The sequence below is a fragment of the Limimaricola hongkongensis DSM 17492 genome, from assembly GCF_000600975.2.
Classification (GTDB): Bacteria; Pseudomonadota; Alphaproteobacteria; order Rhodobacterales; family Rhodobacteraceae; genus Limimaricola; species Limimaricola hongkongensis.
Genome location: NZ_KK088649.1, coordinates 231,604 through 243,897, shown reverse-complemented (window position 1 = coordinate 243,897; position 12,294 = coordinate 231,604). Strand labels below are relative to the sequence as shown.

Here is a 12,294-nt window from a genome sequence, read left to right as displayed (position 1 = left end):
ATCGACCGTCACGGCATGATCGAGCGCAACGCCACGCTGCTTCTGGTGCTGTCCTTCGTCGTCGTCACCATCGGCGGCATCGTCGAGATCGCGCCGCTGTTCTGGCTCGAGAACACGATCGAGGAGGTCGACGGCATGCGGCCCTACTCGCCGCTGGAGCTGGCCGGGCGCGACATCTACGTGCGCGAGGGCTGCTATGTCTGCCACAGCCAGATGATCCGCCCGATGCGCGACGAGGTCGAGCGCTACGGCCATTACAGCCTCGCCGCCGAATCGATGTACGACCACCCGTTCCAGTGGGGCTCCAAGCGCACCGGCCCGGACCTCGCGCGGGTCGGCGGCCGCTACTCGGACGAATGGCATGTCGATCACTTCCGCGATCCGCAATCGGTCGTGCCCGAAAGCGTCATGCCGAAATACGACTTTCTCGAACGCCGGCCGCTCTCGGCCGAGGACGCCCCAGCGCTCCTGCGCACCCACCGGCTGGTCGGCGTGCCCTACAGCGACGCGATGATCGAGACCGCCGAGGCCGATTTCCGGGCCCAGGCCGACCCGATGGGCGATCATGGCGGGCTGCTCGAGCGCTACCCGGGCGCGCAGGCCCGCGACTTCGACGGCAACCCCGGTCTGACCGAGATGGATGCGCTGATCGCCTATCTCCAGATGCTCGGCACGCTGGTCGACTTCTCCACCTTCACCGCAGATGCCAGCCGATAGGGGACGCGCGATGGACACCTACTCGATACTTCGACAGATCGCCGACAGCTGGGTGCTGCTGATGATGTTCGGCTTCTTCCTCGGCTGTATCCTCTGGGCCTTCCGGCCCGGCAGCCGGCCGCTGCATGACGACGCTGCGCGGCTGATCTTCTCGCCCGAACCGGAACAGCCGCTGCAGCGCGGCGCGAAGCGGGAGGCCGGGCAATGAGCGGGGGCGAGCGCGACGAGATCACCGGCACCGAGACCACCGGCCATGAATGGGACGGCATCCGCGAGCTGAACAACCCGCTGCCGCGCTGGTGGCTGTGGACCTTCTACGCCACCGTGGTCTGGGGCATCGGCTACATCATCCTGTTCCCGGCCTGGCCGCTGGTGTCGGGCGCGACGACCGGGGTTCTGGGCTGGTCCACACGTGGCGCGGTCGCGGCGCAGATCGGCGCGGTCGAGGCGGCGCAGACCGAAAGCTGGACGGGGCTGCTCGACGCCGATCTGGCGGCCCTGCGCGACGACGACCCCGATCTGCACCGCTTTGCCGTGCAGGCGGGGGCGGCGCTGTTTCGCACCAACTGCTCGCAGTGCCACGGCGCGGGCGCGGCAGGCGCGGTGGGCTATCCGAACCTGCTCGACGACGACTGGCTCTGGGGCGGCGAGATCGAGGAGATCGCCCACACCATCCGCCACGGCATCCGCAACGAGGAAGATCCCGAGACGCGCTTCTCGCAGATGCCGGGCTTCGGCGATTTCCTCGGCCGCGACGAGATCCGCAGCCTCGTCGCGCATGTCCGGGCGCTGCCGGAGGGCGTCGACCCGGAGGCGGGAGAGGGCGGCATGCTCTTCGCCGACAACTGTGCCTCGTGCCACGGCGCGGATGCGCGCGGCGACCGCGCGATCGGCGCCCCCGACCTCACCGACGCCATCTGGCTCTACGGCAGCGATGCCGAGACCCTGACCCGGGTGATCGCGAAAGGCCCCTATGGCGTGATGCCGGGCTGGGGCGGTCGGCTCGACGAGGCCGAACTGCGCGCCCTCGCGGCCTATGTGCACCAGCTCGGCGGCGGCGAGGCCGATGAACGGCAGCTCGGGGCTGGCCCGGCACTGAATGCCGAGCCCGGCTGAGGCGCGCCCGGGAACGACAAGGGCGCTGCCCTGAATTGATCCACGTCAATGCCGCCCCCGCTGCCGCGATGCAGAAGGGGGGCGGCAGACAGGACGGAACAGATGACGTCACGACCATCCTCACTTTACGCCGCGCGGGTGCCGATCTTCCCGCGCCGGGTCTCGGGGTTCTACCGCCGGCTGAAATGGCAGATCATGGCGGTGACGCTGGGGATCTACTACCTCACCCCGTGGCTGCGCTGGGATCGCGGACCGGACCTGCCCGACCAGGCGGTGCTGGTCGATCTCGCGAACCGGCGGTTCTACTTCTTCATGGTCGAGATCTGGTCGCACGAGTTCTACTTCGTCGCGGGGCTTCTGGTCATGGCCGGGATCGGGCTGTTTTTGTTCACCGCGGCGCTGGGCCGGGTCTGGTGCGGCTATGCCTGCCCGCAGACGGTCTGGACCGACCTGTTCATCCTGGTCGAGCGATGGATCGACGGCGACCGCAACGCCCGGCTGCGGCTGCACGCCGCGCCGTGGTCGGCGCGCAAGTGGCGGCTGCGGCTGACCAAGTGGACGGTCTGGGCTCTGATCGGCCTCATGACCGGCGGCGCCTGGGTGTTCTACTTCACCGACGCGCCGACGCTGGCGCGCGATCTGGCGCAGTTCTCCGCCCCGCCCGTGGCCTACGCCACCATCCTCGTGCTGACCGCCACCACATTCGTCTTCGGCGGTTTCATGCGCGAGCAGGTCTGCATCTACATGTGCCCCTGGCCGCGCATCCAGGGCGCGATGATGGACGAGGGCACGCTGACCGTCGCCTATCGCGACTGGCGTGGTGAGCCGCGCGGCAAGCACCGCAAGACCGCCGCCGCCGAAAGCCTTGGCGACTGCATCGATTGCAGCGCCTGCGTCAATGTCTGCCCGATGGGGATCGACATCCGCGACGGCCAGCAGATGGCCTGCATCACCTGCGCGCTGTGCATCGACGCCTGCGACGAGGTCATGGCGCGCACCGGCCGCGACCGGGGCCTGATCGATTACCTCGCGCTGTCGGACGCCCCGCGCGAGGCGGCCGGCGCCGCCCCGCGCCCGGCGCGGCAGCACGTCTTGCGCCCGCGCAACATCCTCTATGCCGCGCTCTGGGCCGGGATCGGCGTGGCGCTGGTGGCGATGCTGTTCATGCGCGCGGATCTCGAGCTGACGGTCGCGCCCGAGCGCAACCCGCTCTTCGTGACGCTGTCGGATGGCAGCATCCGCAACGCCTATGACCTGCGGCTGCGCAACAAGACCGGCACGCCGGTGGATTTCGCCCTGTCTCTGGGCGGCGAGACGGGGCTGGCGCTCTCGGTCGAGGGCGCGGCGCAGCCGGTCGTCACCGTGCCCGCCGACACCCAGGCGCTGGCGCGGATCTACGTGACCGCGCCGCCGGGCTCGGCGCCCGCCACGCACCATCGCAGCGCGCTGCGGATCTGGGCCGAGGCCGCCGATGGCGGCGCGCGCGCCTCGGTCGACACCAGCTTCAACGGGAAAGAAAAATCATGACGAAACGAGAGCTTACCGGGCGCCACGTTCTCGGGCTCTTCACGGGGGCCTTCGCCGTGATCATCGGGGTCAATCTGACCATGGCGACCCAGGCCGTGGGCAGCTTCTCGGGGCTCGAGGTCGACAGCAGCTACGTCGCCAGCCAGAGCTTCGAACGCCGCCGCGCGGCGCAGGAACGATTGGGCTGGGCCGTGCAGGCAAGCCATGCCGACGGCGCGCTGCGGCTGGAATTGCGCGACCGGGAGGGCCGGATCGTCACGCCGGCCCATCTCGCTGTCGCGATCGGGCGGCCGACGGAACGCGCCCGCCCGCTGTCGCTTGAGGCGGCGGATGGCCAGCCGGTCGCGCTCGATCTCACGCCCGGCTTGTGGCGGATCGATGTCGAGGCCGAGGCGGCCGACGGCACGCCGTTCGAGAAACGCATCACCCTGCGGGTCCGGCAATGACCGCGGCCTGCCCGGCCTGCGCGGCCGCGCCGCTGCCCGAAACCGCGCCCACGGCGACGGTCGCGCGGCCCGATCTCGTGCTGCACCTGCCCGATATCCATTGCGCCGCCTGCATCGCCTCGGTCGAGGCGGCGCTGGCGCGGCTGCCCGGCATCCGCGAGGCGCGAGTCAACCTGACCCGCAAGCGGGTGCTGTTGTGCACCGACGGGCGCGACGCGGGCGGCGTGATCGACGCGCTCGCGGCGGAGGGTCACAGGGCGCAGCTTCTGGACACCGACCTGCTGGCCGGGCGCGACAGCACCGGGCGCGACCTGATCCTGCGGATCGGGGTGTCGGGCTTCGCGATGATGAACGTGATGCTTTTGTCGGTGGCGGTGTGGTCCGGCGCGGCGCAGGCGACGGCGCAGCTGTTCCACCTCGTCTCGGCGCTGATCGCGCTGCCCGCCGTCGCCTATGCGGCGCGGCCCTTCTTCGCCTCGGCCCTGCGGGCGGTCTCGGCGGGGCGGCTCAACATGGACGTGCCGATTTCGCTGGCCATCGCGCTGGCGACGCTGGTCTCGCTCATGGGCGCGCTGGAGGGGGCGGAGCGGCCGGGCTGGTTCGATGCGGCCTTGGCGCTGACCTTCTTTTTGCTGATCGGCCGCTATCTCGACCATGCCGGCCGGCAGGCGGCCCGCTCGGCGGCGGCCGAGCTCGCGGCACTGGAGGCGCCGCAGGCCCTGCGGTTGCGCGACGGTCACGAGGAGATCGTGCGAGCGGCCGACCTCGTCGAGGGCGACCTGATCCGCATTCGTCCCGGGGACCGGGTGCCGGCCGACGGGGTGGTGACCGAGGGCGAAAGCGATCTCGACCGCTCTGCCTTGACCGGCGAGAGCCGGCCGCAGGCGATAGGGCCGGGGGGCGAAGTCTCGGCGGGCGAGACCAATCTGAGTGGCCCGCTCATTCTCGACGTGCGGCGCGCCGGGGCGGATACGCGGCTGCGGCGGCTGGCGGATCTGGTCGCCGCGGCCGAGAACCAGCGTTCGCGTCATTCCGGCCTCGCGGATCGCGCCGCCCGGATCTATGCCCCGGTGGTGCACCTGCTGGGCGCGGGGGCGTTTCTCGGCTGGTGGTGGGCCACCGCCGATGCCTGGCATGCGCTCGACGTGGCGATCTCGGTGCTGGTGATCACCTGCCCCTGCGCGCTCGGCCTCGCCGTGCCGGCGGTTTCCACCGTGACGACCGGCTGGCTGTTCCGGCGTGGCATCCTCGTGAAATCCCATACCGCGCTCGAGCGGATGTCCGAGATCGACCTCGTGGTGTTCGACAAGACCGGCACCCTGACGACCGGCGAGCTGGCGCTTGCCGGCGATCCGCCCGACCATGTCCTGGCCCTGGCAGCGGGGCTGGCGCGCGGCTCGGCGCATCCGCTGTCGCGCGCGATCTGCGCCGCCGCCCGCGCGCGCGGTCTTTCGCCGGCACCGGTGGAGCGGCTGCGCGAGCTGCCCGGTCGCGGCGTCGAGGGCGAGCATGACGGCCACAGCGTGGCCTTGGGCAACCCCGGCTGGCTCGGCCTGGCCGCCGATTCCGACGAGACACTGGTCGCGCTGCGCGATGCCAGCGGCGCGCTCTTCGCCTTTTGCTTCGAGGAGACGCCCCGCGCCGACGCGCAGGAGTGCATCGCGGAGCTGCGCGCGCTGGGCTATGATGTCGCGTTGCTTTCGGGCGACGCCCCGGCGCCCGTGACGCGGCTGGCCGATGCCCTGGGCATCGCGCGTTTCGAGGCGCGCATGTCGCCGGAGGAGAAAATGGACTGGCTGCGGGCCCGCCGGGCCGAGGGCCGGACCTGCCTGATGGTCGGTGACGGCCTGAACGACACGGGCGGCCTGGCCGAGGCCCATGCCTCGATCGCACCGGGCAGCGCGCTCGACGCGGCGCGTAACGTGGCGGATCTGGTGCTTCTTCGCGACAATCTTTCCGCGGTTCCGGACGCGCTCGGGGCGTCCTGCGGCGCGGTGCGACGGATGCGCCAGAACATCTGGCTGTCACTGCTCTACAACGCGGTCTCCATTCCCTTGGCGCTGGCAGGTTTCGCAACGCCCTGGCTGGCGGCGCTGGCGATGTCGAGCTCTTCGCTCACGGTCAGTCTCAACGCGGCGAGGCGAATTCGATGAATGTCCTGGTGGTCCTGATACCGGTGTCGCTGTTCTTGGGGGGGCTGGGGCTGCTGGGGTTTCTCTGGACCCTGAAATCGCATCAGTACGAAGACCCGGACGGGGACAAGGCCAGAATACTGAACGACAGATGGGATGCGGCGCCCGAGGACGGGTAGTCGGTCGCGTTGCCCGGCTTTGGCCGCATGGGGCCTTGGCGGCGGTGGCCGCAACGGCGCGCCGGGAGCGGCGCATCCGCGTGAAGCAGCCCTCTGGGTATCCGCGAGACCCGGCATTCGTCCGGGGCCGTGGTCTCGAAAAACCGAAGGTCTGCTGAAATCCGGCCCTGTCCGGGGGGGCGTCAACGCCGCTGCCATGCGGGGAAACGCGCGTTCTGCATGCATTATTGGGTCGCGGACGGATCTCGCGGCGCGCAGGGGCCCTGCGCGCCGTGGGGCTGTCGGCGGGCTAGACCGGCCGGAGGCCGGTCACGCGGCTGCGCTCGCGCTCTTGGGCGCGCAGATGGGGGCGTAATCCTCCGGCTCGCGGTGCAGGGCGAAGTTGAAGATGTTCTCGCGGATCTCCTTGCAGCGATCGAGATCCACCTCCGCCAGCGCCAGCTCGTCGCCGAAGCCCTGCGTCTGGGCCACGACCTCGCCGGTGGGCGCGATGATGCAGGTGCCGCCGATCAGGTCGCAGCCCTCCTCGTGCCCGGCCTTGGCCACCGCCACCACCCAGCAGCCATTCGCATAGGCGCCGGCCTGCATGCACAGGTGGTTGTGGAAGTTCTGCAGGTGGTCGTGCTCGGGCGCGAGCGGGTAGTGCAGCGGCGTGTTGTAGCCCAGCATGACCATCTCGGCGCCGCGCAGGCCCAGAACGCGGAACGTCTCGGGCCAGCGGCGGTCGTTGCACAGGCACATGCCCATCGTGCCGCCAAAGGCGTCATGCACCGGAAAGCCGAGATCGCCATGCTCGAAATAGCGCTTCTCGAGATGCTGGAACGGGCGCCAAGGCTCGTGCTCGAAATGGCCGGGCAGGTGGATCTTGCGGTACTTGCCGACGATCTCGCCGCTGCTGTCCACCAGGATCGAGGTGTTGAAGCGCCGCTTGCGGCCGTTTTCCTGCACCAGCTCGGCATAGCCGAGATAGAAGCCCAGGCCGAGCTCGACCGCCGCGTCGAACAGCGGCCGCGTCTCGTCGCTCGGCATGGCGGTCTCGTAGAAGCGGTCGAGCTCGGCCTCGTCCTCGAGATACCAGCGCGGGAAGAAGGTGGTCAGCGCCAGCTCGGGAAACACGACGACCTCGGCGCCGCGGCTCTTGGCCTTGCGCATCAGCGCGACCATCCGCGCCACGGTCGAGCCGCGCGACTCGTCGCGGGCGATCGGGCCGAGCTGCGCGGCGGCTACAACATATTGTCTGTTCATTGGTCCTGCTCCGCAAGGATGTCCGCCCCGGCGCGCGCGAGCGCCACGCGGAACAGCACGTCGACGCCGGCCCGGATCTCCTCGGGCGCGGTGTATTCGTTGATGTTGTGGCTGAGCCCGTCCTGCGAGGGGACGAAGACCATCGCCGTCGGGCAGTTCGGGGCGAACATCTGCGCGTCGTGCCCGGCCCCGGAGGGCATGCGCCGCACGCCGTGGCCCAGCTCCGCCGCGGCGGTCTCGATCGCGGCCACCAGCCCCTCGTCGAACTCGACCGGGTCGAACCGGGCCAGGCTGCGCAGCTCGACCGTGCAGCCTTCCTCGGCCGCGGCCTTGCGCGCCGTGCTGCGCAGCCGCGTCTCGGCCTCGATCAGCCGGACGTTGTCGGTGTTGCGCAGATCGACGGTCAGCACCGCCTTCTGGGGCACGACGTTGACCAGGTCCGGCTCGAGCCGGAACGCGCCCACCGTCGCCACCTGCGGCGGGCCGAACGCATCGGCGATCGCGCGCGCCTCGAGCGCGATCCGGGCCGCGACCACGCCGGCATCGTGGCGCATCGCCATCGGCGTCGTGCCGGCATGGTTGGAGACGCCCGTCACCGTGAACTCGGTCCAGGAGATGCCCTGCACGCCGGTCACCGCCCCGATGGCGATGCCCTCGCGTTCGAGCACGGGGCCCTGTTCGACATGCAGCTCGAGAAAGCTGTCGGGCTTCAGGGCGAGGGGGGGCGCGTCGCCGGCATAGCCGATGCGCCGCAGCTCGTCGCCGACGCGTTGCCCGTCGATGCCCACGGTGGCGAGCGTGTCGTCGAGATCGAGCGCGCCCTGGGCCACGCCCGAGCCCATCATGTCGGGCGCGAAGCGGGCGCCTTCCTCGTTGGTGAAGAAGCCGACCGCGACGGGGCGGCGCGTCTCGATCCCGGCGTCGTTCAGGGTCTCGACGATCTCGAGCCCGGCCAGGACGCCGAGATTGCCGTCATAGAGCCCGCCGGTGGCGACCGTGTCGATATGCGAACCGATCACGACCGGGGCGGTGTCCTCGCGGCCGCGGCGCACCCCCCAGACATTGCCGATGCAGTCGGTGGTGAGATCGAGACCGAGATCGCGCATCCAGCCGCAGACGAGATCCCGCCCGGCCTTGTCCGCGTCGCTCAGCGCGAGCCGCTTGACGCCGCCGCCGGGCAGGGCGCCGATTTCGCCCAGGGCGCGCAGCCGGCCCATCAGGCGGTCGAGGTCGATGCGAAGATCCGGCGCCATCATGCCACCTTCAGGACTTGCGCGGCGCTGCGGCCGACGAGCTGCTGGTAGAGCACGGGGTCGGTGTCGGCCTCGGTGCCGAAGACCAGCACCCGCGCATCGGGCCCGAGGTCCAGCGCGGCGCGATCCGCCTCGGAGCGCATCAGCGTGAACAGCGCGGCCAGCCCGGCCACCGCCGATTCCCCGGCGACGATCGGCGTGTCGCCGGTGTCCGGCGCCGCCAGCGCCTTCATCAGCGCGATCGCGTCGTCGTCCGACACCGTCACCACCGCGTCGCAGCTGTCGCGCAGCACCTCCCAGGCGTTGATCGAGATCTCGCCGCAGGCCAGCCCGGCCATCAGCGTGTCGAGATCGCCATGCACCGCCGTCGGCACGCCTTCGCGGATGGTCTCGGCCCAGCAGGCCGATTTGATCGGGTCGGCGAGGATGATCTTCGGCCGCGCCGCGCCGTAGCGGCGCTTGAAATAGGCCGCCACCGCGGCGGCCATGCCGCCGACGCCGGTCTGCAGCAGGATGTGGGTCGGCGGCTCGGCCAGCGCCGCGTCGGCCTCGGCCGCCATCAGCTCGTAGCCCTGCATCACGTCCTTGGGGATCTCGGTATAGCCGGGATAGGAGGTGTCGGAGACCACGAACCAGCCCTCGCGCCCGGCGGTGTGCTGCGCCTCGCGCACCGAGTCGTCGTAATTGCCGGTGGTGCGGCGGACCTCGGCGCCATAGGCCTCGATCGCGGTCTTGCGGCCCTCGCTGACGGTGGCGTGGATGAAGATCACGCAGTTGCAGCCGAAGGTCCGCGCGCCCCAGGCGACCGAGCGGCCATGATTGCCGTCGGTGGCGCAGCAGACGGTGATCCCGCGCACCACGTCGCGGTGGTCGCCGCGCAGGATCTCCTCCATCGCGGGCATCTCGCCGCCCCGGCGCGCGGCGATCTCGCGGCGCAGCAGCTGCGCCACGGCATAGGCGCCGCCGAGCGCCTTGAAGCTGCCCAGCCCGAAGCGCGGGCCCTCGTCCTTGTAGTGCAGCGCGGCGATTCCGGCCTCGCGGGCCAGCCCGTCCAGCCGGTGCAGCGGCGTCGTCGCGTAGCCCGGCCAGGCGGTGATGGCGGCGCGCGCCTGCGCGAGGCCGGCCTCGCTCAGGATCGCCTCCTGTGCCGCGCCATAGGCCGCATTCGGGTCGGCCAGCGGATTGCGGATGATCTCGCCATCACAGGCCAGTGTCACGCGACTTGCAGTCTGCACGTCGATCTCCTTCGGGTGTTGTCTTGGGGGTGGGGCCGGTCCCGGACGGCGTCGTCCGGGTCCGGGCGGAACCTTGGTCAGAACTTCGCGGCCTCGACCGAGCTCTGGATCGATTCGAGCATCTGCAGGCCCTTCTCGCCGTATTTCTCCTCGATCAGGGCGCGCACGGCGGGCTGGGTGGCGGCGGCGAACTTCGCCTGCTCCTCGGGGGTCACGACGTTGACCTCCATGCTCTCGGAGAGCTTGGCGAGGCCCTCGTCGGAGGCCTCGATGATGCGCGACATCGAGCGGCCGGCATCGGTGGCGACCTCCGAGGCCCAGTCGACGATCTCGCGATGCGCGTCGCTCAGACCGTCGTAGAAGTCCTGGTTCATCGCCCAGACATAGGGGGTGATGATGTGGTTGGTCAGCGACAGGTAGGTCTGCACCTCGTCGAAATTGGCGAAGGCGATGACCGGGACCGGGTTCATCTGGCCGTCGGCCACGCCGGTCTGCAGCGCGGTGTAGACCTCGGCCCAGGGCAGCGGCGTCGGCTTGCCGCCGAGCGAGGTCACCAGCGCCTCGTGGGTGGGCAGCGTCATCGTGCGGATGCGCAGGCCTTCCATGTCCTCGACCGTCTTGATCGGGCGTTCGCTGTTGGTGAAGGCGAAGAAGCCGCCCGAGTCGAGCAGGCCCAGCACCTTGAGCCCGGTCTCGGCCTCGAGGTCGGCGACGAATTCCTGGCCGAAGGCGCTGTCCTTGTCGATCACCCGGCTGGCGACGCCGATATTGGGAAAGGCGAAGGGGATGTCGAACACGCCGACCAGCGGGTAGTGCTGCGCCACGCCGCCGGCCGAGGAGATCGTCGATTCGACGATGCCGGCGCTGACCTGGTCGATCACCTCGTTGTCCTTGCCGAGCTGGCCGTTCGGAAAGAGCTGGACCTCGATCTCGCCGTTCGAGGCGGTCTCGACCAGCGACTTGAAGACCGAGGCCATGGCGCCGGAATGGCTCTTGAGCGGGTCTTCGGGGTTCAGGTGGGCGAGCCGCATCGTCACGTCCTGTGCCAGGGCGGGCAGGGCGACGCTGCCGGCAAGGATCGCGCCGAGGGCGAGGGTCTTCAGTTTCATGGTCAGGCTCCCAGTTGGCAGGTTTCTTGGTTTGGTTGTTATCGGGGTCGAAACGGGCTCACAGGCCGAGCAGGCGCGGGATGAACAGCGTCAGGTCGGCCCAGTAGGCGACGACGAGCAGCACCGCGAATTCGGCGAGGATGAAGGGCCACAGCGCCGAGGTGATCGCCTCGACCCTTTCCCTGGTCACCGAGGCGAGAACGAACAGGCAGGCCCCGACCGGCGGTGTCATCAGCGAGATGTTGAGCGCGAGGATGATCATGATGCCGGCATGCACCGGGTCCATGCCGATCTGCAGCGTCAGCGGCGCCAGCACCGGCGCGAGGATGATCAGCGTCGCGTTGATGTCCATGAACAGACCGATCACCAGCAGCAGCCCGAGGATGAGCGAGATCACCACGGTCGGGTTCTCGGAGACCGACAGCACCGCCTCGGCGATGGCCTGCGGGATCTGGTTGAAGGCCATCCACCAGCCCAGGATCGTGGCCGAGGCGATGATCAGGAAGATGACGCCGGTGATGCGGGTGGTGCGCACCGCGATCTCGTAGAGATCCTGCCAGCTCAGCGCGCGGTAGACGACGCCGCCGACGACCAGCGCGTAGAAGACGGCGATGGCGGCGGCCTCGGTCGGGGTGGCGATGCCGCCCAGGATCGAGCCGAGGATGAAGATCGGCAGGATGGCGGCGAGCCAGCTTTCGCGGAGCGCCGCCCAGACCGAGCGGATGCTCGGCTTCTGCGTGCCCTTGGGCAGGTTGAGCCGCTTGCCCAGCAGGGCGATCACGATCATGCAGATCGCGCAGATCAGCAGCCCCGGCAGGATGCCCGCCGCGAACAGCCCGGCGATCGAAACCCCCATCAGGGAGCCGTAGATGATCGCCAGGGTCGAGGGCGGGATGGTCGGGCCGATGATCGACCCGGCCGCGGTCACGGCGCAGGCGAAGCGGCGGGTGTAACCGGCCTTTTCCATCGCCGGGACCAGCGTGTTGCCGAAGGCGGCGGCGTCGGCGGTGGCCGAGCCGGTGATCCCGGCGAACATCACCGAGGCCACCATGTTGGAATGCGCCATGCCGCCGCGCATCCAGCCGACCAGCGAATCCGCCAGCTTGACCAGGCCCAGCGTGATGCCCGAGCGATTCATGATCTCGCCGGCGAGGATGAAGAAGGGCATCGCGAGGAAGGGGAACAGGTCGAGCCCGGCAAACAGGCGGTCCGGCGCCATCGCCATGAATCTCGGGCCCATGCTGAAGATGCCGATCATCCCCGCCACCCCGATGGTGAAGCCCACGGGCAGGCCGATGACCAGAAGGCCGAAGAAGCTACCGAGTACGAGCATGT

General features: G+C 69.9%; 12 protein-coding genes. 7 read left to right on the top strand and 5 right to left on the bottom strand.

Translation table 11 applies throughout. The features are described 5' to 3' along the window. The first annotated feature begins 15 nt into the window (after positions 1–15). From ccoO to ccoS, 7 genes are all read left to right on the top strand, one after another. Positions 16–717 (top strand): cytochrome-c oxidase, cbb3-type subunit II, encoded by a 702-nt coding sequence (ccoO, locus tag LOKHON_RS03220; protein ID WP_033315474.1) that lies wholly within the window; start codon positions 16–18, stop codon positions 715–717. A gap of 10 nt (positions 718–727) precedes the next feature. After that, positions 728–925 (top strand): CcoQ/FixQ family Cbb3-type cytochrome c oxidase assembly chaperone, encoded by a 198-nt coding sequence (locus tag LOKHON_RS03215; RefSeq protein WP_017927843.1) that lies wholly within the window; start codon positions 728–730, stop codon positions 923–925. After that, positions 922–1,833 carry a cytochrome-c oxidase, cbb3-type subunit III gene (ccoP, locus tag LOKHON_RS03210; protein ID WP_017927844.1) on the top strand — a complete coding sequence of 304 codons (912 nt, stop codon included), beginning with the start codon at positions 922–924 and terminating at the stop codon, positions 1,831–1,833. Before LOKHON_RS03215 ends, ccoP begins: the two co-directional genes overlap by 4 nt. Before the next feature lie 102 nt (positions 1,834–1,935). Continuing rightward, the gene (gene ccoG / locus LOKHON_RS03205) at positions 1,936–3,360 is read left to right on the top strand and encodes a cytochrome c oxidase accessory protein CcoG (RefSeq protein WP_026147400.1); all 1,425 of its coding nucleotides are present in this window, start codon (positions 1,936–1,938) and stop codon (positions 3,358–3,360) included. Continuing rightward, on the top strand, positions 3,357–3,806 hold the full coding sequence (locus tag LOKHON_RS03200) for a FixH family protein (protein WP_017927846.1): 450 nt from the start codon (positions 3,357–3,359) through the stop codon (positions 3,804–3,806). Before ccoG ends, LOKHON_RS03200 begins: the two co-directional genes overlap by 4 nt. Continuing rightward, the gene (locus LOKHON_RS03195) at positions 3,803–5,959 is read left to right on the top strand and encodes a heavy metal translocating P-type ATPase (protein ID WP_017927847.1); all 2,157 of its coding nucleotides are present in this window, start codon (positions 3,803–3,805) and stop codon (positions 5,957–5,959) included. The genes LOKHON_RS03200 and LOKHON_RS03195 overlap by 4 nt, the downstream gene beginning before the upstream one ends. Beyond that, positions 5,956–6,117, top strand: coding sequence for a cbb3-type cytochrome oxidase assembly protein CcoS (ccoS, locus tag LOKHON_RS03190; RefSeq protein ID WP_017927848.1), 162 nt, complete (start codon positions 5,956–5,958; stop codon positions 6,115–6,117). The genes LOKHON_RS03195 and ccoS overlap by 4 nt, the downstream gene beginning before the upstream one ends. Positions 6,118–6,426: 309 nt before the next feature. Here the strand turns inward: ccoS and LOKHON_RS03185 are convergent, their stop codons facing one another. The 5 genes from LOKHON_RS03185 to LOKHON_RS03165 all read right to left on the bottom strand — a co-directional run bounded on the left by LOKHON_RS03185 (position 6,427) and on the right by LOKHON_RS03165 (position 12,292). After that, positions 6,427–7,362, bottom strand: a complete 936-nt coding sequence (locus tag LOKHON_RS03185) for an N-carbamoyl-D-amino-acid hydrolase (protein ID WP_017927849.1) — start codon at positions 7,360–7,362, stop codon at positions 6,427–6,429. Further along, on the bottom strand, positions 7,359–8,615 hold the full coding sequence (locus LOKHON_RS03180) for a Zn-dependent hydrolase (protein ID WP_110549210.1): 1,257 nt from the start codon (positions 8,613–8,615) through the stop codon (positions 7,359–7,361). The genes LOKHON_RS03185 and LOKHON_RS03180 overlap by 4 nt, the downstream gene beginning before the upstream one ends. Then, entirely contained in the window at positions 8,615–9,850 is a 1,236-nt protein-coding gene (locus tag LOKHON_RS03175; RefSeq protein ID WP_245631422.1) for a diaminopropionate ammonia-lyase, read from the bottom strand. The genes LOKHON_RS03180 and LOKHON_RS03175 overlap by 1 nt, the downstream gene beginning before the upstream one ends. Before the next feature lie 77 nt (positions 9,851–9,927). Next, on the bottom strand, positions 9,928–10,959 hold the full coding sequence (locus tag LOKHON_RS03170; RefSeq protein WP_017927852.1) for a TRAP transporter substrate-binding protein: 1,032 nt from the start codon (positions 10,957–10,959) through the stop codon (positions 9,928–9,930). A gap of 58 nt (positions 10,960–11,017) precedes the next feature. Beyond that, entirely contained in the window at positions 11,018–12,292 is a 1,275-nt protein-coding gene (locus LOKHON_RS03165; protein ID WP_017927853.1) for a TRAP transporter large permease, read from the bottom strand. Positions 12,293–12,294 lie beyond the last annotated feature (2 nt).

What these genes read in the sequence shown, in the direction of transcription:
- LOKHON_RS03165 (WP_017927853.1), bottom strand. Translation starts at nt 12,292, where the DNA reads ATGCTCGTACTCGGTAGCTTCTTCGGCCTTCTGGTCATCGGCCTGCCC.
- LOKHON_RS03185 (WP_017927849.1), bottom strand. Translation starts at nt 7,362, where the DNA reads ATGAACAGACAATATGTTGTAGCCGCCGCGCAGCTCGGCCCGATCGCC.
- ccoP (WP_017927844.1), top strand. Translation starts at nt 922, where the DNA reads ATGAGCGGGGGCGAGCGCGACGAGATCACCGGCACCGAGACCACCGGC.
- LOKHON_RS03215 (WP_017927843.1), top strand. Translation starts at nt 728, where the DNA reads ATGGACACCTACTCGATACTTCGACAGATCGCCGACAGCTGGGTGCTG.
- LOKHON_RS03200 (WP_017927846.1), top strand. Translation starts at nt 3,357, where the DNA reads ATGACGAAACGAGAGCTTACCGGGCGCCACGTTCTCGGGCTCTTCACG.
- ccoO (WP_033315474.1), top strand. Translation starts at nt 16, where the DNA reads ATGATCGAGCGCAACGCCACGCTGCTTCTGGTGCTGTCCTTCGTCGTC.
- LOKHON_RS03180 (WP_110549210.1), bottom strand. Translation starts at nt 8,615, where the DNA reads ATGGCGCCGGATCTTCGCATCGACCTCGACCGCCTGATGGGCCGGCTG.
- LOKHON_RS03195 (WP_017927847.1), top strand. Translation starts at nt 3,803, where the DNA reads ATGACCGCGGCCTGCCCGGCCTGCGCGGCCGCGCCGCTGCCCGAAACC.
- LOKHON_RS03170 (WP_017927852.1), bottom strand. Translation starts at nt 10,959, where the DNA reads ATGAAACTGAAGACCCTCGCCCTCGGCGCGATCCTTGCCGGCAGCGTC.
- ccoS (WP_017927848.1), top strand. Translation starts at nt 5,956, where the DNA reads ATGAATGTCCTGGTGGTCCTGATACCGGTGTCGCTGTTCTTGGGGGGG.
- ccoG (WP_026147400.1), top strand. Translation starts at nt 1,936, where the DNA reads ATGACGTCACGACCATCCTCACTTTACGCCGCGCGGGTGCCGATCTTC.